Below are 19,927 nucleotides of genomic sequence, written 5' to 3' on the forward strand. Positions count from 1 at the left end.
GGGCGCCGACCGAAGCCGAATGACAGCTTTGCCGGAAACCGGATGCTTCCTATTAATCCCGGCAACACTGTGGGCTTTTGTTATGAATGGCCGATAAAAGTACGCCCATAACCCTGCGAGGGCGGCAGTTGATAACTCTGCAAACGCCTGTTGATCGGGCCGCTGAGCTGGCGCGTGTAGACGAAATGTAGCTGGAATGAAGCCCGCGAGCACTGAAGCACACGAGACGGCACAGCACAAGAGGTTGCTTGCCATTCATCAGCGTGAGTAACTGTCGGTCAACGCCCGGCAGAGCCGGGAAGAAGATCCATGAGCTGCACGGACGGGTGCCGCGACCAACGATCCCCGTCCGTGGAGCACCCTTCGATGCAAAGGGAGCCTACCTGCAATGTTGCTGAAACGCACGCTCTGCGCATCCGTGCTCATGGCGCCACTCACGGCGCTGGGCGCGACTCCGGCCTTCGCCGACGACCCTCAGCCCATTCCCGATAATCCAGACATCGTCATCGGCTACGAGAACGAGACGGAGACTTTCCGCGCCAAAGTCACCCCTCCCCTGGTGACCATGGCCTGCCGGCCGGGAAACGTCTCCTACCGGGTCTCCAGTTACAGCAACAGCCACAAGGCGGTGGGCCCGACACAGTCCAATCACAACGGGACTTCCCGCACCGCGACATCGACCTTCAGCGCCACCGTCTCGGGAACCATCTCGATCGCCTGGAACGTCTCCGGCAGCCTGAAGGTGGACAGGCTCGTCGCGGGCGCCGAGGTGGCCACGGGCGTCAACCTGTCCGCCAGCCTGACGGCCTCGTTGGGCAACAGCATCGCGGTCCCGACGCCGGCCCGCAGAACGACCACCGCCACGTACGGCGTCTGGCGAAAGAAGACCAAGGGCAGCTACCACGTCTGCCCCCAGAAGCCGAGAAAAGTGACCGCGTGGACTCCGTGGCGCGTCGGCTGGTACGTCAAGCAAAGGTGATCTCAACATGACAATCCGACGGGTGGCGCTTCTCCTGATTTCCACCGGCCTCTTAACGGTGGCCTGCACGGCCGGGCCACCGGCCGACCCGGTCACGGAGCCGCGAGGCGCCACCTCGTCGGCCGCCCCGACGGAGCCTCCCACCGTGGTCCCCACCCAGACCCCCACCGAGACCCCTGCCGAGACCACGGTGGCCACGCCATCACCCGAACCTTCACGACTCCGCCTGCCGGGCATGGACGCCGGCACGAAGACCGTCCTCAAGGCGGGGCCGAGGAAAGGGTCCATGGTCGTCGGGGATGTCCCACCCGGCAAGGACGAACTGTGGGTCCTGTTCAAGTGCCGTGGACAGGGCAAGGCGGAGATCATCCTGGAGCCGGGCATCAACATGCCCTTCACCTGCCTCGACGACGTGATCAGCCCCATCATGAACCGCCTCGACCTCGGCGAGCGAAAGACCCTGACGGTACGCGTCCAGGCCCCGGACACGGTCGAGTGGGCCCTTCGCGTCACTCGCTGAACGGCGATATCAGGAGCTACGCGGCACGACCAGACCGGATTCGTACGCCAGGATCACCAGCTGGGCGCGGTCACGGGCATGCAGCTTGGCCATGGCCCGGTTGACGTGGGTCTTCGCGGTCATCGGGCTGATCAGCATCCGGGCCGCGATCTGGTCGTTGGACAGGCCCTGGGCGACCAGGGCGACGGTCTCGCGTTCGCGGTTGGTCAGCTCTTCCAGGCCCCTGCCGGTGCCCATGGTGAGCGGCTGGGTGACGTACCTGTTGATGAGTTTGCGGGTGATCGACGGGGCGAGCAGCGCGTCACCGCGCGCGGCGACGCGTACGGCGTGCAGGAGGTCTTCGGGCACGATGTCCTTGACCAGGAATCCGGCCGCGCCGGCGCGCAGGGCGTTGAAGACGTATTCGTCGAAGCCGTAGTTGGTCAGGATGACGACGTGAACGGCGGCCAGGGCCGGGTCGGCCGCGATGCGCCGGGTCGCCTCGATGCCGTCGACGACCGGCATTTGGATGTCGACGAGCGCGACGTCAGGCAGATGTTTCCTGGCCAGCGCCACGCCCTGCAGCCCGTCGCCGGCCTCGGCCACCACCTCGATGTCGTCCTCAAGGTCGAGAAGCGCGCGGAATCCGCTGCGGATGAGCGGCTGGTCGTCGACCAGCAGGACCCGGATCACGACGTCCGGTCCACGGGGAGTTCGGCCTGGACGGTGAAGCCGCCCTCGTCGCGCGGCTCCGCGCGCAGGCGGCCGCCGAGTGCGGTGACGCGTTCGCGCATCCCGAGCAGCCCGACGCCGGGCACCGGGGCGGTGTCCGGGCCGGCCTTGCCGTCGTCGTCGACGCGGATCGCGAGGGCGTCCGGTCGGCAGTCGATCCGGACGGACGCGGTAGCGGCGGCGGCATGCCGGGCGACGTTGGTGAGCGACTCCTGAACGATCCGGTAGACGGTCCGGCCCACCGCGGCCGGCACGTCGTGTGTCTGGCCCTCGATCGTCAGCGTCGCGTCCAAGCCGATGGCACGCGCGCGTTCCACCAGTTCGGGGACGTGGTCGAGCCCGCGTGGCGGAGTCGTGTCGTCGTCGCGCAGCGCCTGCAGGGTGGCGCGCAGCTCCCGGGTCGCCTCGCGCCCGGCCGCCTGAATCGCCAGCAGGGCCTCGGGGACCTGTTCGCCACGCCTGCGGGCCACGTGGACGGCGACTTCGGCCTGCACCTTGATGATCGAGATCTGATGGGTGAGCGAATCGTGCAGTTCGCGCGCGATGTGCAACCGCTCCTCGTCGGCGCGGCGGCGCGCGGTCTCCTCCCGGGTGCGCTCGGCCTCCTCCGCCCGCCGCTCGGCCTGCCGCAGCGCTTCGCCCGCGGCGCCGGCCGCGACCAGCCAGGCGATCTCCAGAGCACCTCGGGCCTGCGCGAACGCCTCGCCCGTGTCGTGCAGGCCCGAGGCCAGGGCCGCGAGCGGGAGGGCGGCCAGCATGGTCACGCTCGCGGCCACCGTGATGACGCGATGCCCGGCCCGTACGGCGGCGTAGACCGCGAACAGGTACGCGACGGCGGGCACGTCGAAACCGGCCGCCTGGTAACCCACCGCGCACAACCCGGTGACGATCAGGACGGGGACCGGAGCCCGGCGGCGCGCGGCCAGCGCCAGGCCGCCCGCCGCCAGCAGCGCGTACCCGAGCGGGCCTAGGTCCGTGCCGGAGCTCTGCCCGGACAGCCCGGTGACCAGCAGGACCGCCGTCACGCATGCGGCGATCGCGCAGTCGACGACCCAGGCCCGTCCTGTGCTCATGCGCGCACCTTAGCCGGATGCCCGCGCGGGCGAATCCTGCGGACGGATGACGGGCCGGATACCGCACCCGCGGTACGTCGGCGGATCATGCGGCGTTCGCGGCAGCCGGCTACGGCGTCGGCGGCAGCCCGAATCACCCACGTCCGCCGGACGACCGGCGACGGGTCCGCGGACATGCTCAGGTGCAGTCCCCCAGACCCCCAGACCCCCAGCACTCCAGCACTCCAGCACTCCAGCACCCCAGTCCACCAGCACAGCAGCCAGCAGCCAGCAGCACAGAAGTCAGCAGTCCAGTCGCAGGAGGAGAGCCTCATGTCAGTCAAATCAGTGCTTGTCGCAGTCGGTACCGGACCGGTGGTCGCGCACGTCCTCGCCCAGCCGGACCCGGTCAGCGCCTACTCCATGACCGCCGGCCGCCTCTGGTCCCTGGTGGCCGCGGGGCTGGGGCTGACTGGCGCGGTGATCGGCGGGCTGGCCCTGGCCCGCGCCGCCCGGCGTACCGGCCCCGGCAGAAAGGGAGCCGTCGCGGCCCTGGTGGCGGGGCTGGCCGGCGCGGTCATCGGCGCGCTGGTCGTGGCCGCCGCCGAGGGTGGCCCCGGCACCGGCTACGGCATCGTCGGGGGCTACCTGGCCCTGGCGGTGGGGCTGATCTCCATGGCCCTCGGCGGGCTGACCCTGGCCCGCTCGCGCCGCACCGGCTGAGGCGCAACCCTTCGCCAGTCCGTATCATCTCGGCATGGTGCTGCTGAACCCGGAGCCCTGGCTCAGCCGGCGGGCGGTGCTCCTGGCCGCCGGCGGGTTGCTCGCCGGTTGCTCCCAGCGGTCCGAGGTCGGCGAGGTCCGTCTGCGGCTGGCCACCGGGCCGGCGGGGGCGGTGTACCGGCGCATCGGCGGTTCGCTGGCCGAGCACATCTCCGAGCAGGTGCCGGGCGCCACGGTGAGCACCGTGCCGAGCGGGGCGTCCACCGACAACATCCGGATGCTGCGGGCCGGCGAGGTGCATCTCGGGCTGACGAGCCTGGACGCGCTGATCACGTCCGACGGCAGCGCGCCCGAGGGGCTGTCGGCGATCTGCCGACTCTATGACAGTCACCTGCATCTCGTGGTGATGGCCGGTTCGGCGATCGACGCGTTCGGGGACCTCAAGGGCAAGCGGGTCTCCCTCGGCGCCCGCGACTCGGGCACGGAGTTCACCTCGCTGCGGGTCCTGGAGCTCGGTCTGCTGGACGCGGACGGCCGCTACCTCAGCCAGGCCGCGTCGGCGGCGGCCCTGCGCGACGGTGAGATCGATGCGATGTTCTCCCTGACCGGCGTCCCGACCCCCGCCATCACGGACCTGGCGCAGCGGCACCTGATCCGGCTGATCCCGTTGGAGGAGCAAGCGGACGGGCTCTTCATCGCGTTCCCCGGCCCTTACACGCCGGCCATGATCCCCGCGACCGCCTACTCCGGCGTCCCGGCCACCCGCACCGTCGCGGTGCCGAACGTGCTGCTCGCGCGCAGCGACCTGCCCGACGATCTGGTGTACGCCGTCACCGACACGATCTTCACGCACACCGGTACGATCGCGTCCGCCTGGCACGACGAGACCGCGGCCGAAGCCGTTCCCGAAGCGGTTCCGGAGGCATGGCACATCAATGTCCGCACCGGGATCTCCACCGCGTCGATCCCGCTCCATCCGGGCGCGGCCGCCTGGTTCCGCGACCGCAAGCACTGACAGCACTGACCCCGAGCCGGGTCCTCAGTCGGGAGCCACCGGTAGGACGACCACCGCGGCGAATCCGTGCCCGGAGCCGTCCGGACGCGGCAGCCCCTCCTCCAGCCGAAGCTCGCCCCCGGCCGCCCCGACCAGGTCGGCGCAGATGGCCAGCCCCAGGCCGGTGCCGGACACGTTCTGGTGCCGCGGCGACCGCCAGAACCGCTGCAGCGCCTGGGCCCGCTCGGACGCGTCGATCCCCCGGCCGTCGTCCCGCACAGAGATCATGACCACGCCCGGACCGTCGGGGACCCGGGCGGACACCTCCACCACCTCCGCGTCCGACAGCCGAAGCGCGTTGCTGATCAGCTCGTCCAGGATGCTGCCCAGCCCGCCCGTCGGCTCCAGCAACCGCAGCCCCGGCGGCACGCCGACCGCCAGTGTCTGCCCGGCCGTCGCCGTCAGCGCCCGCCACCGGTCCACCCGGGTCGCCAGCACCGCGTCGAGATCCACCGGCGACGCCGTCCGTATGCTCTCCATCCGGGCGCTGGCCTGCAGCGCGTTCAGCAGCCGCTGCATCGCCTTCAGCTCGTCGACGGCGACGTCGTACATCTGCCGCCCGTCGCCGGCCGCGCGCAGATGCGGCTCCAGGCTCTCCACGGCGAGCCGGAGGCTGGTCAGCGGGTTGCGCAACTGGTGCGACGCGTCGGACACGAACGCCCGCTGCCGCTGCACGGCGTTCTCGACCGCGTCCATCATGGTGTTGAACGACCCCGCCAGCCGGCGCAGCTCGACCGGGCCGGCCTCGGCGTCCGCCCGGATGGTGAGGTCGCCCTGGGAGATCCGCGAGCTCGCCGCGTCCAGCTCCCGCACCGGCCGCAGCACCCAGGCCGACACCGGCCAGGCGACGGCCACCAGCGCGATCAGCGGCAGCAGGCCGAGCGCGGCGAGCCAGGCCCACAGGACGAGGATGCGCCGGCGCGTCTTCGACAGGTCGGAGATCGTCACGACGGCGCCGACGACCTCGCTGTCCCGGCCCACCGGCTCCGCGACGACGAGCGCGGAGTCGTCCCACGGCGCCCATTCCCCGGACGGTTCGGGCCTCGTGCCGGCCAGTGCCGCGGTCACGATCCGGGGCAACGCCGGCTCGTCCCGCGCCGCCCGCTGGTAGGCGCCTCCTGGTCCGAGCAGCACCGTTCCGGAGGTGTCGATCACCGCGACGGGGATGCCGTACAGCTCGTGATAGCGCGCCAGCTCCTGCTGGAGCGCCTCGATCCGCCCGGTGGACAGCGCCGTCTCGGCCAGCGACGCGAACCGGCCGACGTCGTTGAGCCGGTCGACGTACGTCTCCTGCATCTCCCGCTCGGCCACGGTCACGCTGAGCGGGACCCCGAGCGCCGCGACGAGCAGCACCGCGAGGGGCACCAGGACGATGAGCAGGCGACGGTGCACGGCTGCGTCAGCCGATCAGCTCCGGCCGGTCGGCCAGGAGCCGATAGCCGACCCCGTGGATCGTGCGGATGAGCACGGCCGGCCCGAGCTTGTTCCGTAACGCCGCGATGTGGGTGTCGAGGGTGCGGCTGGAGGACTCCCAGGTCGCGCCCCAGATCTGGTCGAGGATGACGTCGCGGCTGACCACGTTCGGCGCCCGCCGGGCCAGCAGCAGGAGCAGTTCGAACTCCTTGCGGGTCAGCGTCACGGGCGTGGTGTCGACGGTGACCTCGCGGGTGCCGACGCCGATCCGCATCGGGCCGAGGACCAGCGGCTCGTCCGGGTGGCTCAGCGCCCGGGCCGCCCGGGTGCGCCGCAGGACGGCGTCGATCCGGGCCAGCAGCTCCGGGACGCCGAACGGCTTCACGATGTAGTCGTCGGCGCCGGCGCGCAGGCCGCGGACCCGTTCGTGCTCCTCCGAGCGCGCGGTCACGGCGATGACGGCGGTCTCCGGGCGGTCACGCAGCTTGCGGATCACGTCGAGCCCGTCGCCGTCGGGCAGCCCCAGGTCGACGAGGACCACATCGGACGGGGCGGCACGTACGGCCTCGGCGGCGGTGGCGAGGCGGTGGACCTCGAAGCCCGCCTGGACCAGGACGCTCACCAGACCCCGCGCGACGCGGTCGTCATCCTCGATGATGGTGATCCGCATACCGGATTGTACGACCCGGATCGACGCGCGCGTCACCCCTGGAGTTCTTGGGATTTCTCTGACGTTCAGCGCATTCCTTGGGATTCCTCTGACACTATCCGCGCCGCCGCCAGCCCAGACTTAGGCCGCGCACACACGAGGAGGCCGCGATATGAGAACGCCCAGCAGGTACGGGACCACCGCGCGGATGATCACCGCGATCGGCGTGGTGTCGCTCGTCGCCGCCTGTGCCGGAAACGGCGGCACGACGGGCGCGGGCCCCACCGGCGAAGGTTACCCGGACCAGAACATCACGTTCGTCGTGCCGTTCAGCGCGGGCGGCCCCACGGACACCGTCACCCGCATGATCGCCGCGCCGATGGCCGCCAAGCTCGGCGGCAAGGTCGTCGTCCAGAACGTCGAGGGCGCGGGCGGCACGGTCGGCGCCGGCGAGGTCGCGCGGGCCGATCCCGACGGCTACACCGTGCTCATGCACCACATCGGCATGTCGACGGCGCCCTCCCTGTACCAGAACCTGGGCTTCAAGCCGCTGGAGAACTTCGAGATGGTCGGGCTCGTCACCGAGGTGCCGATGACCGTCATCGCCCGCAAGGACTTCGCCCCCGCGACGCTCCAAGACCTCGTGACCCACGTCAAGGCGAACGCCGCCAAGGTCACGATGGCCAACGCCGGCATCGGCGCCGCGTCCCACCTGTGCGGCCTGCTGTTCCAGACCGCCGCCGGGGTCAAGCTCCAGGAGGTCCCGTACGAGGGCACCGGCCCCGCGCTGACCGACCTCGTCGGCGGCCAGGTCGACTTCATGTGCGACCAGACGACCAACACCAGCGGCCAGATCGCCGCGGGCGAGGTGAAGGCGTACGCGGTCACCACTCCGGAGCGGGTGAAGAGCCTGCCCGACCTGCCCACCACGACCGAGGCGGGGCTGCCCAAGCTCCAGGTCAGCGTGTGGCACGGCCTCTACGTCCCGAAGGGCACGCCGCAGGACGTCGTCCAGAAGCTGTCGGAGGCGCTGAAGGTGGCGCTGGCCGACCAGAAGGTCATCGACCAGATGGCCAAGCTCGGCACCGCGCCGGTCCCGGCCGAGGACGCAACGCCGGAGGCGCACCGTACCAAGCTCGAAGAGCAGCTCGTCACCTGGGCGAAGGTCATCGCCGACGCCGGTGTGAAGGCCTCCTGAGGTGGAGCGCCGCCGGTCCTTCCCGGACGTCCTGGCCGGGGGGCTCTTCATCCTGATCGGTGGCGCGTTCGTGGTGGGGTCGCTCGGCTACGAGCTGGGCACCCTGCTGCGGATGGGCCCCGGCGCCTTTCCCCTGCTGGTCGGCACGCTCGTGGCCGGCCTGGGGCTGGCGATCGTCGTCAAGGGACTCGTCGCCGGCGAGGTGATCACGTTCGGGCCGATCCCCTGGCGCGCGGTCGCCGTCATCGTGGTCGCCGTCCTGTTCTTCGGATTCACCGTACGGGGCCTCGGATTCGTCCCGACGTCGGCGGTGACCGCCCTGCTGACCACGCTGGCCAGCACCCGCGTACGACCGCTCATGGCCCTGGCCGTGACCGCCGGGCTGACCCTGGCGAGCACGCTCATCTTCGTCGTCGGACTGCAGCTGCGGATCCCGCTCTGGGGCCCTTGGCTGGGGTTCTGACACGGCATCTGACACGGCATCCGGATTGAGGCATGGAACTTCTCGACAACCTCGCGCTGGGCCTTTCGACCGCCCTCCTCATCCAGAACGTCCTCTACTGCTTCCTTGGAGTGCTGCTCGGGACGGCGGTCGGCGTGCTGCCCGGCATCGGGCCGACGGCGACGGTGGCGATGCTGCTGCCGATCACGTTCAGCTTCGAGCCGGTGACGGCGCTGATCATGCTGGCCGGCATCTATTACGGCGCGCAGTACGGCGGCTCGACGACCGCCATCCTGATCAACCTGCCGGGTGAGTCGTCGGCGGCGGTCACCGCGCTGGACGGGCACGAGATGGCCCGGCAGGGCCGGGCCGGCGCGGCGCTGGCCGCCGCCGCGGTCGGCTCCTTCATCGCGGGTACGATCGCCACCGTCGTGCTGGCCGTCGCGGCGCCACCGCTGGCCCGCGTCGCGTTGCAGTTCGGGGCGGCCGACTACTTCTCGCTGGTGCTGCTCGGCCTGATCGTGTCGATCGCGCTGGCGCGGGGCACGGCGCTGAAGGCCCTGGCGATGATCTTCCTCGGCGTCCTGTTCGGCACGGTCGGTCAGGACATCTACACCGGCACACCCCGGTACACGTTCGACCAGCGCGAGCTGTACGGCGGCATCGACTTCGTGTCGGTCGCCGTCGGCATGTTCGGGTTGGCCGAGATCCTGCGCAACCTGGAGAACGAGCAGACCCGCACGGCGATCGTGAGCAAGGTGAAGAACCTCTGGCCGACCCGCGAGGACCGGCGCCGCATCGTCGGCCCGATCCTGCGGGGCACCGGTCTCGGCGCCGCGCTCGGCATCCTGCCCGGCGGCGGCCACGTGCTGGCCTCGTTCACCTCCTACGCCGTCGAGAAGCGGATCTCCAAGCGGCAGCAGGAGTTCGGGCACGGCGCGATCGAGGGCGTCGCCGGCCCCGAGTCGGCCAACAACGCCGCCGCGCAGACGTCGTTCATCCCGCTGCTCACCCTGGGCCTGCCCGCCCACCCGGTGATGGCGCTGATGGTCGGCGCGTTCATCGTCCACGGCATCACCCCCGGCCCGAACGTCATCACCGACGAACCGGAGCTGTTCTGGGGCCTGATCGCGTCGATGTGGGTCGGCAACGTGCTGCTCGTGCTGCTGAACCTGCCGCTGATCGGCATCTGGGTCCGCATGCTGCGCATTCCGTACCAGATGCTGTTCCCGATGATCATCCTGTTCGCCTCGATCGGCACGTACTCCCTGGGGTTCAACGCCTACGACGTCTACGCGATCGTGTTCTTCGGGATCCTTGGCTACATTCTGATCAAGTGCGGCTGTGAGCCGGCGCCGCTGCTGCTCGGCTTCGTCCTCGGCCCCCTCCTGGAGGAGAACCTGCGGCGGGCGCTCATCATCGAGCGCGGCGACGCGTCGGTCTTCTTCACCCGCCCGATCTCCGCGGTCCTCCTGGCCCTGGCCGCGGCGGCCCTGGTCGTCGCCGTCCTCCCGGCGATCCGCAAGCGCCGCGAGACCGTGTTCACCGAGGAGGAGTAGGAGGCTGTGCGGACACGTGGTGGGCCGGTCAGTCTCCGTGGCCGGTGATGGCGGTGACGCGGATCTCGACGCGCATGTTCGGGGCGCCGAGGGCCGGCACGCCGATCTCGGTCCAGATGGGCGAGCGGCCCCCCATGCGCTTGCGGAACTGCTCCACCATGACCCGGTTGTGGACCTCGCCGATGAAGTCGGCGGAGGTGGGGATGTGGTACGAGTTCACGGCGATGACGTCACGCCAGGTGGCGCCGGCCTCGGCGAGGGTTCGCTCGACGTTCTCGAAGGCCTGGACGATCTCGTCCTCGAGGGACTCGGGGAAGTTCCAGTCATCGTCCCATCCGCCTTGACCCGAGGTCTCGACGCGGTCGCCGACTCGAACCGCCTGGTTGTAGTGCATGTTGGCTAGCTGCGTCTCGCCGTAGCCAGGTGTGGCGAAGAACTCCGGCTCGCTCATGCCGATCCCCTCAGGTTGACTTCATACTTGAAGTCAACGTATCAGGCTTTCACTTCACGCGTAAAGTCACGAACGCTCGGTAGGGTGAACCCATGGCCATCGCCGCGACCCCGAACCCCGGCGGGAATTCTCCCGAGGAGACGTTGTGGCTGACCTCGGACGAGAAGGATGCCTGGACCGGGCTGGTCTCGCTGGTCCTGCTCCTGCCGGGGCGGCTGGAGTCGCCGCTGCAGCAGGAGTCCGGCCTGACCCTGTTCGAGTACCTGACGCTCAGCCACATCTCGGAGGCCCCCGAGCGCCGCCTGCGGATGAGCGAGCTCGCCTACCTGGCCAACGGTTCCCTCTCGCGCCTGTCCAACGTCGTCAAGCGGTTCGAGCAGCGGGGCTGGGTGGAGCGTTCGCCCGACCCCGACAACGGCCGCTACACCATCGCCGCCCTCACCGACCTCGGCTTCGAGGTGGTCGTCGCCGCCGCGCCCACACACGTGCGCGCGGTGCGGCAGTTCGTGCTCGACCCGCTCACCGCCGCCGACCAGCAGGCGCTGGCGCGCATCGCCGCCAAACTTCGGATACGGCCCGTCGACCTGGCCTAGACGGACGGCCCCCTACCGAGCATGCGCTGGACAACAGTGCTGGGCACGCCGAACAGCTCGGCCAACTCGGTGACGGAGAATTCTCCCGTACGGTGCATCCGTACCAACTCCTCCTGCCGGATGTCCGTCGCGTTCGAGGACCTGGCGCGGGCCGGCCCGTCCACCTCGGCGAAAGTCCTCAGCACGTCCAGGATCTCCTCACCCGAGGGCCCTGCCACGGTCATGCGCACCGAAAGCTGGATCCGCTGTGGGGATTGGTCGTCCGGCGGGGGTGCGGTGTCGCCAGGGGGCTGGATGGTGAAGGGCGTCTGACTGTCGAAGGCGGGCCACGCGGTCCCCAGCCTCAGAAGGTTGGGGCTCTGGGTCGGGGGCAACTCCTGCCGGATGGCCGCATGCAGGGCGGTGTAGTCGCCGCTGAACGCGCCCTTGTCCCAGTGCTGGAGCAGGGCCGCGGTGAAGACGCCGTGGCCGTCGAGTTCCATGGATTCCTGGTTGTCCTGGCAGCCGGAGATCAGGATGACGCTCGCCCGCATGGTCACCGTGTCGCGAGCCGGCGTGCCGGCCTTGATGCCTTCGTACAGGGCTCGATGGTTGGCGAGCACCTTTCGCTGGATGATCGCGGGCGCGCCGCGGAACCGGGGCGTCCTGGTCGCCCGTTTCCGGGCCCGCCCCCTGCTCGGCAGGCTCGGCGCGACGCGCTCGTACGCTTTCCGCACGTCCGGAGCCTCCTCAAGGCTTCGGAGGTAGAACGCGCGGACCACGGTCCCACTGTGGCAACTGTCCGAGATCACGATGACTCGCACCCCGGCCCCGAAGGCGGAGAGGGCGACGTGGATCTCGTCGTCGAGGACTTCGCGGTCGAAGAGCAGCCAGGTCTCGTCCCTGCTGTCGGACTCGTCCGCGCCGAGGTCGTCGAACTGGCCGCCGTGTCCGGCATAGGTGATCACGCAGATGTCGCCGTCCCGCAGGGAAGCGGCCGCCGCGGCGATGGCGTCGAACACCGCTTCGGCGGTCGCCTCCGTGCTGAACAACGTTCTGGTCTCGTAGCCCAGCGCGCCGGTGATCTCCTCCATGGAACGGGCGTCGTTCTCGCAGGCGTCGAGAGCGCCGTCCCAGCCCACGTACGCGCCCGGGTCGACGTGGTTCAGCCCGATGTGGATGGCGATTCCCCTGGCCATGTCCCGCCTCAGGCGAACGTGTCGGTGACGATGCCCGGGCAGCGCAGGCACGCGGCCGCGCCCTCCTGCCGGTGCCATCGGCACGTCGGCCGGATGGCACAGTCCGGCAGGGCGTCACTGACGGCAGGCGCCTCTTCCACGATCCGGCGGGCGAGTTGGCAGGACTCCTCCGCGAAGTGAACGCATGCCGTTCTGGCGCATGGTGCGGCGAACCGGAGGAACTCGGTGAGACGCGCAGGACGGGACGTGTCGTCCAGTCCGCGGATCTCGGGAGTGACTGGAATCGGGTCCGGCAGGAAGGTGACCTGGCGCTTCCCCTGGTCCTCCCCGACGATCCCGATGACGGCGCTCCGGGCGATCTCTGGACGGGAGCTCGGACAGGTGGGCTTGGCGGGACGCACGGCCGGCCTCAATCGAACTCGAAGACGAGCGTCGCGGCACCCGATGTGTGGGTTCCCTCATGATCGGATCCCACCTCGAATTCCAGCTCTAATTTGTCCGGAACGTACCACGGATTGCGCGAACGCCGACCATCTCGTGATCTCCTGGAATTGATCACGAAGTTGATGGAGCCGAGCTCGTCACGGAGTAGTTCCAGCTTCTGGACGACCTTTCCGAACGCCTTCAGGGATTCCGGGTCGACTTCGCGGAGAGATTCGCGCCGCTCATCATCGAGCTCGAACAGGGCATCCCAGGTGTCCGGCCGCTGCGAGAGGGACTTCAGCAGCCGGAGTGCTTGGGGGACGTCCGAGCCCACTTCGTCGTTCAGCCGGCCGATGCTCTCCCGCGAGATGCCCGAACGAGAACCCATGCGCTCAAGATCAGCCCTGGGCAGCGGCGTAACGGAGGACCTTGACCTGGTGGAATACTCCTCGGATAGCGCGATGACCTCGGGCCGGTCCGGATTGATCACGATGCCGACGGTGATCGCCAGATTGTCCTCCGGCCCCTCGGAGCGGCGCGCCGGGCGGGCGTCCATGGCCTTGACCAGCGCGACGGCTATCTCCGACGTGAATCGGGCGAGCTCACTATCGGAGGATGACTCGGCCATTCTGCTCCCCTTTCGCCGCCTGCGGATTTTTGACACACCAAAATGGCGCTTAGGATATGGCGAGAGATCGGATCAAGAGTGAGAAAGATCGGGACTCCACGAAAATCGTCCTTATCTTCCACCGCCCGAGCGCCTTAGGCAACAGAATTATCGGAACAGAATAACGCTCGAAGGATCATTCCGAGACAGCCGAAACGTCAGGGCTCGATGAGGACCTTCAGGGCGGCGCGGTCGTTCATCGCGCGGTAGCCGTCGGGCACCTGCTCCAGGGTGACCGCACGGTCGAACACGCGGCCCGGCTCCAGGGTGCCGTCCAGGACCTCCGGCAGCAGCTCCTCGATGTAGGCGCGGGCCGGGGCGACGCCGCCGGTGACGGTGAGGTTGCGGAAGAACTCGCCGAAGCCCATCGGCATCTCCTCGTACTGGGGAGCGCCCACCCGGCTGATCGTGCCGCCGTCGCGGGCCACGGCGAACGCCGTCTCGATCGCCTGCCTGGTGCCGACGCACTCCAGCACGGCGCGGGTGCCGTCGCCGCCGGTCAGCTCCCGTACCCGCTCGATGCCCTCCTCGCCGCGGTCGGCGACGATGTCCGTGGCGCCGAAGTCGCGGCCCAGCTGAGTACGCTCCCGATGGCGGCCCATGAGGATGATCTGCTCGGCGCCCAGCCGTCTGGCGGCCAGGACCGCCGACAGTCCCACCGCGCCGTCGCCGATCACCGTCACCGACGCGCCCTGGTCGACGCCGGCGGTCACGGCACTGTGGTGGCCGGTGCAGAACACGTCCGACAGGGTGAGCAGGGACGGCAGCAGCTCGGAGTCCTCCCCGACGGGCAGCTTGACCAGCGTGCCCTGGGCCTGCGGGACGCGTACGGCCTCGCCCTGACCGCCGTCCACGCCGTCGGCCCCCCACAGGCCGCCGTGGCGGCAGGAGGTCTGCAGGCCCTCGCGGCAGAAGTCGCAGGTGTTGTCCGACCAGACGAACGGCGCCAGCACGACATCCCCGCGCCGCAGCCCGGACACCTGCGCGCCGAGGTCCTCCACGACGCCGAGGAACTCGTGCCCGATCCGCTCGCCCTCCTCGGTGGCCGGCCGGGACTTGTACGGCCACAGGTCGCTGCCGCAGATGCACGAGCGGAGCACGCGCACCAGGGCGTCGGTGGGCTCCCGCAGGACCGGGTCGGGCACGTCCTCCACGCGCACGTCGCCGGCGCCGTAGATCAAGGTTGCACGCATGAGAGCCTTCCGTCCTTCGGGTAGTCATCGTTGGACTACCCACGGCCGGTCGAGGCTGGGTGACCGGTATACCTGGTCGAGGCCCGCTATCGGTAAATATGCCCCAGGGATCGCCTACCTGCGTAGTACGCAGTAGCCGAGCAGTTCGTTGCCTTCCATGCCTCTTCAGTAGTTCCTCTCGACGAAGGACCAGGCGCCCTTTATCGTCACATTGATCCCAGGGATAGCCGTCTCAAAGATCCGAAGGATCCGAGGATGATGGCGACACAGGAACAGATCAACGCTGCTCGACGCACCATCGAACAACTACGTGACCAGCACGTCAACGACGTGCGCAAGATCATCGGCCTGCTCGAGAACGGCGCGATGAAGGGCAAGGCCGCGGACGAACTCATCGAGGACTGCAAAGGCTGGCAGGCGGCCTACAACAGCGTCTTCACCCGAGCGCTCGCACTGGTCGACTCCACAACCGCCGGCGCTGAGACCGGTACATCGCCCCAGGACCCGCTCGCGCGATCGCAGTTGCCCTTCACCGGGAGGGCCTAATGATGAGCCCCCCGGACCGCATCGGCATCGACCCAACGCTGATGACCCAGCTCATCGGTGAAATCAAACGCCTACAACCCGCCTGGTCCGAAGTCGACGCCCAGATCAACAACGCGTTGAGGACGATCGGCGCCAGCATGTCCGGGCCCGGCCTGCTGAGAGACATCGGCTACCAGATCGCCGGGCGAGCCCCCGACTTACAGCGCCGCCTGGACCTCATCATCGCGACCCAGAAGATCGGCCTCGACAAGGGCCTGGTCTGGGCGGACGAGTCCCTGTGGGTATCGAACTCGCCGGCAGGCGGCGCGACCGTCGCCACCTCCATAGCCGACCAGCTCCGACAAGCATGGAGGCAGCGCGACTTCAGCGACAGAGCCGTCACCGAAAAGGTGCTCGACCTGCTGGAGAAGCACCAGCACGACCCTTACTTCGCCGTTGCTTTCGCCAAGGAAATGCGACCCAAAGAGCTCATAGCACTCGTAGCCGACCTCTACCGCACCCTGCCCGGCAATCCCCGCGACAGCCATAGATGGAAGGATCCAGCCACCACCGAGGTAGATCGGCTGGTGCAGGCGCTGAGCGTGACCCTGGGAACAGCCTCGCGAGGCGTGGGAGACATGAGGTTACCCAAGGGCTACACCGATGAATTGATCAGCGTTCAGGGCGAGGCGCTGACCGGCTTTGTGATCAACAGGCTGCTCAGACACGGCGCCTTCGACGACGCGTTCCTCCGCGACCTGGTGAACAAGGTCTACGACAACGCGCAAAGACCACCCGGCGAAAGTCAGCAGTTGGGCGGGCTCGGCCCCGGATTCGCCGCGGCCCTGGCCAACAACCCCAGAGTCGCGCAGGACTTCTTCACCGACCCCGCACGCAAGCCCCTCGACTTCCTGATGCACAAGACGCAATGGAGTGGCGGCAACCACGAGCTCGGCCGGGCGATCGAGGCCGCGACCACGACCTACCGCGACAACGCCCAGCCTCCAGGCAGCTCACGCGGATACAAGTCAGCCCTCATCGCCTCCTGGGCCATCCACTTCTGGGCAGACCCACGAGTACAGCGGGCCATTCCCGACACGGGCCAAAGCGCCGCCCGCATCTTGGCCACCTACATGGGCGATGTCCATCGCATCGCGGGGACCGGTACTTCAGAGGGAATGGGGGTGAATCCGCTGCCAGATAACGACTCGAACCTTCCAGGCGCCCAGCCGTACGGAGCTCTTTTCGACCATGATTCAGTCAAGAGCACGATGACGTGGGCGTTCAAGGATCCGCAAGCGCTCAAGACCGTGGTCGAAGGTCACGGCGAGTACAGCGTGAAGGTCTTCGACGCCCAAGGAATGCAGATCGACAACAAGCTTGATACCAAATTCGCGGAATGGAACAGCGACCATCCGAATGCGACGAAGGCAGAACAGGCTGCACAACGTCAGAAGATCCTGGAAGATGGGATGGCGGGCAATGTCGGAGAACTTTTCAACGCTCGGGTGTACGACCTCAGCAAGTCACTCCACTTCATAGTTGACGCCGGAAACCTCGCGGACATCAACGAGGCGGACAGGAAGGACGAGGTCAACAAGGCCTTCAAGGATGCACTCACCAGGACACTCAAACTTTCACTCGCAGGCAGCGGTGATTGGGTCGTCGGAGGCTACGAGTTCATAGAGAGCAATGTCAGCGATCAAGTCAAGTTCAACGAAGGCCAGACCGCCCGTAGCGAGGCAGAAGCAACCCTGCACGAGAGCCAGAGCCTCTTCAAAGACCTTACGGCCAACGCGATGATGCGCCACGGCTTACTCGGCGACGGATCACCGGCCTCTACTCACCCACACGCGTTCGAGAACTATGCCAAGGGGTCACAGGGAGACTTCATCGCCGATGGTCGCATCATTCCGCGCAGCGCGATGTCAGCGACCCAGCAGCTCGCATACAACGAGTGGTTGAAGAACTCGCCGGCCTCGGCTATCTTCCGCGCAGCTGACAGGTCCGTCTGGGAAGGTTTCCAACGACCGGTTCCCACGTATCCGGAGGCAGACGAATGAGGGCACGGCGAACGATAGCGCTGCTGACCGCGGCGCTGGTCACGGTGACAGCGTGTTCTTCTCCCCCTCCAGTTGATCGCAGTCCACTGGGTAGTGTGACGGCGCCCCCCGTGGAATGCGGTCTTATTTCGAGCCAGGCCATCACCCGGGCCCTCGGGCTGGAAGATTTTTACGCGAGCGGCTCAAACTCAGCGTCCGACTTCTCGCACTGTATCATCGGCAGGTCCCCGGCAATCGAGGACAAAGCACGGATGTCGGTCGAGCTACACGATCCATTCAACTCGACACTGCAAAGTCTGCAACACACCAAGGCCAGTGACATGGGAATCGATCTTCCGAGCGATATTGGCCCCGGATACAGCGCTTCCATCAAGGATGGAAACGGAAAGACCATCGGGGTTAAAGTGCTGACGTGGACACAGGACGGCAGCAAGATGCTTTCCATTCAGATCGTTCAGGGCGCGGCAGGCCGTGATCAACAGTCGGACGCCGTCGAGTTCGCACGGCAACTCAAGCCGCTCCTATTCACATGAAACCCTGGCCCGCTGAGGCCGTAGAACATCTATGGGCTTATGAAAATGCTTTGTTGCACATCCGGAAAGCATGGTGAGAAGGGGGAAGAACTCGTCCTTCGGACACAGGCCGCCCTGTGGTCAGCGCGCCCGACCACTGAGGATCTGGAACCACAGGTTTCGCGCAGCGCGAACGGACATCCACTCACTTTCACGGATTTCCGCAGGGTCCTCGTCCGGGTGGTACCGGATGAACCCCAGGCCGGCGGCCGTACAGAACTCGAACATCGGCGACGCACACGAGCACGTATGATCCCGGACCCAGACCCGCTCAGCGCGGGGCACCGGTAGTGCTCATCGCACCTGAACGGCCTGCGCACTGACCGCCGGCACGTGCACGCCGTGATATCCGAAGTGCGGCGGCGGACAGCCATTCATGACCTCACCGCCATCCGAGTCTGGTCCTGGAGCAACGACACGAAGATCTCCGCGTCGTCCGCGCTCACAGTCTGTCGCAGTCCCTTGTCGATGTCGGCATCACGGAGATGGACACCGCGCCGGGTCGCGTAGAACACCCCCGCGTCACTACGGAACAGCGCCCAGGCCGGGAACGCCGCGCGAAGGACGTCAAGGTCATAGCGCTCGTAGGAACTCTGTTCAGGTGACATGCGGCGACCGTAGAAGCCGTAGCGTGAGCGAAGGGACACACTGTGTATCCCCTCTCCCGTCAGGCCATCAAGCCGATCTGGTCCGCGAGTTCCCGCGCCTGCGACCGCAGCGTGGCCGGACCCGTCTCACACAGGTCGAGAGTCATCCGCCGCGCGTAGCCGTTGTAACGGATCGTTTCCGGTGCGGCTTGGTGCGCGAGCTGCAGCGTGCCGAGGACAGCCGGGTGGTCTCGCTGCAGCAAATGAGCCCGAGCTACCTCGATCAAATGCCGGCCGCGTCGCGGACGGGACGGGATAGGCACAGACTCGGCGTGATCGCTCTGCCGCGCCGACTCTCCACCCTGGTGGAGCTCGACCGCGATGGTGACGGCGTGCGGGCGCATGATCACCTGCGAGAACGAGGTCCATGGCTGGTAGTAATCGTCAGGGAGCCGATCCGCGACCCGCGCCGCCTCATCCCAATGCCGCCACGCCTCACCGATGTCGCCGGTGCGTGCCGCGGTAAACGCCAACTCGAACGACAACGCCCCCCACATGGCGAGCAGGTCCGTACTCGGGTCGTCCATGTACGACTCGATGGCCGCCATGCCCTGCCGGTTGATCTCGTGTGCGGCGTCGAAGTCGGCGGCATCCCGGTGCGCCTGGGCGAGGAACCACACCGCACACGACAGCGCCAGCGGATCCTCTGACTCCTGCGCGGCGATCAGCGCCCGATCGGCCACCCGCCACAGCAGGTCCGGCGCGGGCTGGTAGGCGACGAACATCTGGGTCAGGCCGTACGTCTCGGCGAGCAGCGCCTGGGCCTTGCGCCGATGTTCGCCTCGGTACATCGAGGCGGCCAGCTGGGTGTCGCGAATCAGGTCGGGGAGCAGAGCACCGAGGGCGGTGCGGTGATCGGGTGAGGCATGCCGCACCCGCCACGCCGCGTCGAGTCGTGCCCGAAGGGTGGTGAGCGGTTGCGCGGTCCCGCTCGGTTGGATCGGTACGGCGTTCACGGCCTCTCGGACGGCGCTCAGCGCCGGATGGCCGGGACCGGTGAACATCCGGACAGGTATGGACTGGTCGCCGGTGAGCTCGCTCAGGTCACGGACGCGCAAGGCCTCGGCGAGCTGCAGCAGGATCGGCAGCCGGGGATTCTGCTGACGGCGGCCGTGCTCCACGGCCTTCAGCCAGCTCTCAGACTTACCGACCAGGCCGGCGAGGACTTCACGGGTCATGCCACGACGCTCACGCAGGTATTGAATGCGCTGGCCGATGGTGCGTACCGGTGCACTCGAACTGTTGTCGTCGTCCACAGCCTGCCTCCCGGAAGGTGACGGCTTCAGGCTACGACGCACGCCCTTCGCCTGCCAGG

The 19,927-nt window shown here is 68.1% G+C and carries 22 protein-coding genes; 11 read left to right on the plus strand and 11 right to left on the minus strand.

Annotated elements, in window-relative coordinates:
- Positions 1–391 precede the first annotated feature (391 nt).
- Positions 392–979 (plus strand): hypothetical protein, encoded by a 588-nt coding sequence (locus tag ACTMTF_RS36070; RefSeq protein WP_441114676.1) that lies wholly within the window; start codon positions 392–394, stop codon positions 977–979.
- A gap of 7 nt (positions 980–986) precedes the next feature.
- Entirely contained in the window at positions 987–1,499 is a 513-nt protein-coding gene (locus ACTMTF_RS36075) for a hypothetical protein (RefSeq protein ID WP_441114677.1), read from the plus strand.
- Positions 1,500–1,508: 9 nt separating this feature from the next.
- On the opposite strand, the gene ACTMTF_RS36080 is transcribed toward ACTMTF_RS36075, so the two are convergent.
- Both ACTMTF_RS36080 and ACTMTF_RS36085 read right to left on the minus strand, forming a co-directional pair.
- Positions 1,509–2,171, minus strand: coding sequence for a response regulator (locus tag ACTMTF_RS36080; protein WP_441114678.1), 663 nt, complete (start codon positions 2,169–2,171; stop codon positions 1,509–1,511).
- Positions 2,168–3,283, minus strand: coding sequence for a sensor histidine kinase (locus ACTMTF_RS36085; protein ID WP_441114679.1), 1,116 nt, complete (start codon positions 3,281–3,283; stop codon positions 2,168–2,170). The genes ACTMTF_RS36080 and ACTMTF_RS36085 overlap by 4 nt, the downstream gene beginning before the upstream one ends.
- Before the next feature lie 312 nt (positions 3,284–3,595).
- Between ACTMTF_RS36085 and ACTMTF_RS36090 the strand changes: the two genes are divergently transcribed.
- The gene (locus tag ACTMTF_RS36090) at positions 3,596–3,985 is read left to right on the plus strand and encodes a DUF6223 family protein (protein ID WP_441114680.1); all 390 of its coding nucleotides are present in this window, start codon (positions 3,596–3,598) and stop codon (positions 3,983–3,985) included.
- A 34-nt stretch (positions 3,986–4,019) separates the two neighbouring features.
- Positions 4,020–5,000 carry a TAXI family TRAP transporter solute-binding subunit gene (locus ACTMTF_RS36095; RefSeq protein WP_441114681.1) on the plus strand — a complete coding sequence of 327 codons (981 nt, stop codon included), beginning with the start codon at positions 4,020–4,022 and terminating at the stop codon, positions 4,998–5,000.
- Positions 5,001–5,024: 24 nt separating this feature from the next.
- Here the strand turns inward: ACTMTF_RS36095 and ACTMTF_RS36100 are convergent, their stop codons facing one another.
- Positions 5,025–6,431 carry an ATP-binding protein gene (locus tag ACTMTF_RS36100; RefSeq protein ID WP_441114682.1) on the minus strand — a complete coding sequence of 469 codons (1,407 nt, stop codon included), beginning with the start codon at positions 6,429–6,431 and terminating at the stop codon, positions 5,025–5,027.
- A gap of 7 nt (positions 6,432–6,438) precedes the next feature.
- Positions 6,439–7,122, minus strand: a complete 684-nt coding sequence (locus ACTMTF_RS36105) for a response regulator transcription factor (RefSeq protein ID WP_397014199.1) — start codon at positions 7,120–7,122, stop codon at positions 6,439–6,441.
- Positions 7,123–7,273: 151 nt separating this feature from the next.
- On the opposite strand from ACTMTF_RS36105, the gene ACTMTF_RS36110 reads away from it, so the two are divergent.
- The 3 genes from ACTMTF_RS36110 to ACTMTF_RS36120 are packed head-to-tail and all read left to right on the plus strand — an operon-like array spanning position 7,274 to position 10,300.
- Positions 7,274–8,299: a tripartite tricarboxylate transporter substrate-binding protein gene (locus tag ACTMTF_RS36110; protein ID WP_397014201.1), complete on the plus strand. Its 1,026-nt coding sequence runs from the start codon at positions 7,274–7,276 to the stop codon at positions 8,297–8,299.
- A 1-nt stretch (position 8,300) separates the two neighbouring features.
- A complete protein-coding gene (locus ACTMTF_RS36115; RefSeq protein WP_441114683.1) occupies positions 8,301–8,762 on the plus strand; it encodes a tripartite tricarboxylate transporter TctB family protein in 462 nt (153 codons plus the stop codon).
- A gap of 32 nt (positions 8,763–8,794) precedes the next feature.
- Positions 8,795–10,300, plus strand: coding sequence for a tripartite tricarboxylate transporter permease (locus tag ACTMTF_RS36120; protein ID WP_441114684.1), 1,506 nt, complete (start codon positions 8,795–8,797; stop codon positions 10,298–10,300).
- Positions 10,301–10,328: 28 nt separating this feature from the next.
- Here the strand turns inward: ACTMTF_RS36120 and ACTMTF_RS36125 are convergent, their stop codons facing one another.
- Positions 10,329–10,751 (minus strand): Rid family hydrolase, encoded by a 423-nt coding sequence (locus ACTMTF_RS36125; RefSeq protein ID WP_441114685.1) that lies wholly within the window; start codon positions 10,749–10,751, stop codon positions 10,329–10,331.
- A 92-nt stretch (positions 10,752–10,843) separates the two neighbouring features.
- On the opposite strand from ACTMTF_RS36125, the gene ACTMTF_RS36130 reads away from it, so the two are divergent.
- Positions 10,844–11,344: a MarR family winged helix-turn-helix transcriptional regulator gene (locus ACTMTF_RS36130; RefSeq protein ID WP_441114686.1), complete on the plus strand. Its 501-nt coding sequence runs from the start codon at positions 10,844–10,846 to the stop codon at positions 11,342–11,344.
- Here ACTMTF_RS36130 and ACTMTF_RS36135 read toward each other — a convergent pair.
- From ACTMTF_RS36135 to ACTMTF_RS36150, 4 genes are all read right to left on the minus strand, one after another.
- Positions 11,341–12,522 (minus strand): caspase family protein, encoded by a 1,182-nt coding sequence (locus tag ACTMTF_RS36135; protein ID WP_441114687.1) that lies wholly within the window; start codon positions 12,520–12,522, stop codon positions 11,341–11,343. The genes ACTMTF_RS36130 and ACTMTF_RS36135 overlap by 4 nt on opposite strands.
- Before the next feature lie 8 nt (positions 12,523–12,530).
- Positions 12,531–12,923, minus strand: coding sequence for a hypothetical protein (locus tag ACTMTF_RS36140; RefSeq protein WP_441114688.1), 393 nt, complete (start codon positions 12,921–12,923; stop codon positions 12,531–12,533).
- Between the two features lie 8 nt (positions 12,924–12,931).
- Positions 12,932–13,573, minus strand: a complete 642-nt coding sequence (locus ACTMTF_RS36145) for a hypothetical protein (RefSeq protein ID WP_441114689.1) — start codon at positions 13,571–13,573, stop codon at positions 12,932–12,934.
- 197 nt (positions 13,574–13,770) lie between these two features.
- Positions 13,771–14,805, minus strand: coding sequence for a zinc-dependent alcohol dehydrogenase family protein (locus ACTMTF_RS36150; protein ID WP_441114690.1), 1,035 nt, complete (start codon positions 14,803–14,805; stop codon positions 13,771–13,773).
- A 255-nt stretch (positions 14,806–15,060) separates the two neighbouring features.
- On the opposite strand from ACTMTF_RS36150, the gene ACTMTF_RS36155 reads away from it, so the two are divergent.
- The 3 genes from ACTMTF_RS36155 to ACTMTF_RS36165 all read left to right on the plus strand — a co-directional run bounded on the left by ACTMTF_RS36155 (position 15,061) and on the right by ACTMTF_RS36165 (position 17,926).
- On the plus strand, positions 15,061–15,351 hold the full coding sequence (locus ACTMTF_RS36155) for a hypothetical protein (RefSeq protein WP_441114691.1): 291 nt from the start codon (positions 15,061–15,063) through the stop codon (positions 15,349–15,351).
- The gene (locus tag ACTMTF_RS36160; protein ID WP_441114692.1) at positions 15,351–17,393 is read left to right on the plus strand and encodes a hypothetical protein; all 2,043 of its coding nucleotides are present in this window, start codon (positions 15,351–15,353) and stop codon (positions 17,391–17,393) included. The genes ACTMTF_RS36155 and ACTMTF_RS36160 overlap by 1 nt, the downstream gene beginning before the upstream one ends.
- A gap of 95 nt (positions 17,394–17,488) precedes the next feature.
- Positions 17,489–17,926, plus strand: a complete 438-nt coding sequence (locus tag ACTMTF_RS36165; RefSeq protein WP_441114693.1) for a hypothetical protein — start codon at positions 17,489–17,491, stop codon at positions 17,924–17,926.
- 413 nt (positions 17,927–18,339) lie between these two features.
- On the opposite strand, the gene ACTMTF_RS36170 is transcribed toward ACTMTF_RS36165, so the two are convergent.
- Together ACTMTF_RS36170 and ACTMTF_RS36175 are read right to left on the minus strand one after the other, a co-directional pair.
- A complete protein-coding gene (locus ACTMTF_RS36170) occupies positions 18,340–18,573 on the minus strand; it encodes a hypothetical protein (RefSeq protein WP_441114694.1) in 234 nt (77 codons plus the stop codon).
- Between the two features lie 59 nt (positions 18,574–18,632).
- Positions 18,633–19,868 carry a helix-turn-helix domain-containing protein gene (locus tag ACTMTF_RS36175; RefSeq protein ID WP_441114695.1) on the minus strand — a complete coding sequence of 412 codons (1,236 nt, stop codon included), beginning with the start codon at positions 19,866–19,868 and terminating at the stop codon, positions 18,633–18,635.
- Positions 19,869–19,927: the final 59 nt, after the last annotated feature.

Source organism: Nonomuraea sp. ZG12 (assembly GCF_052068115.1).
Taxonomy (GTDB): domain Bacteria; phylum Actinomycetota; class Actinomycetes; order Streptosporangiales; family Streptosporangiaceae; genus Nonomuraea.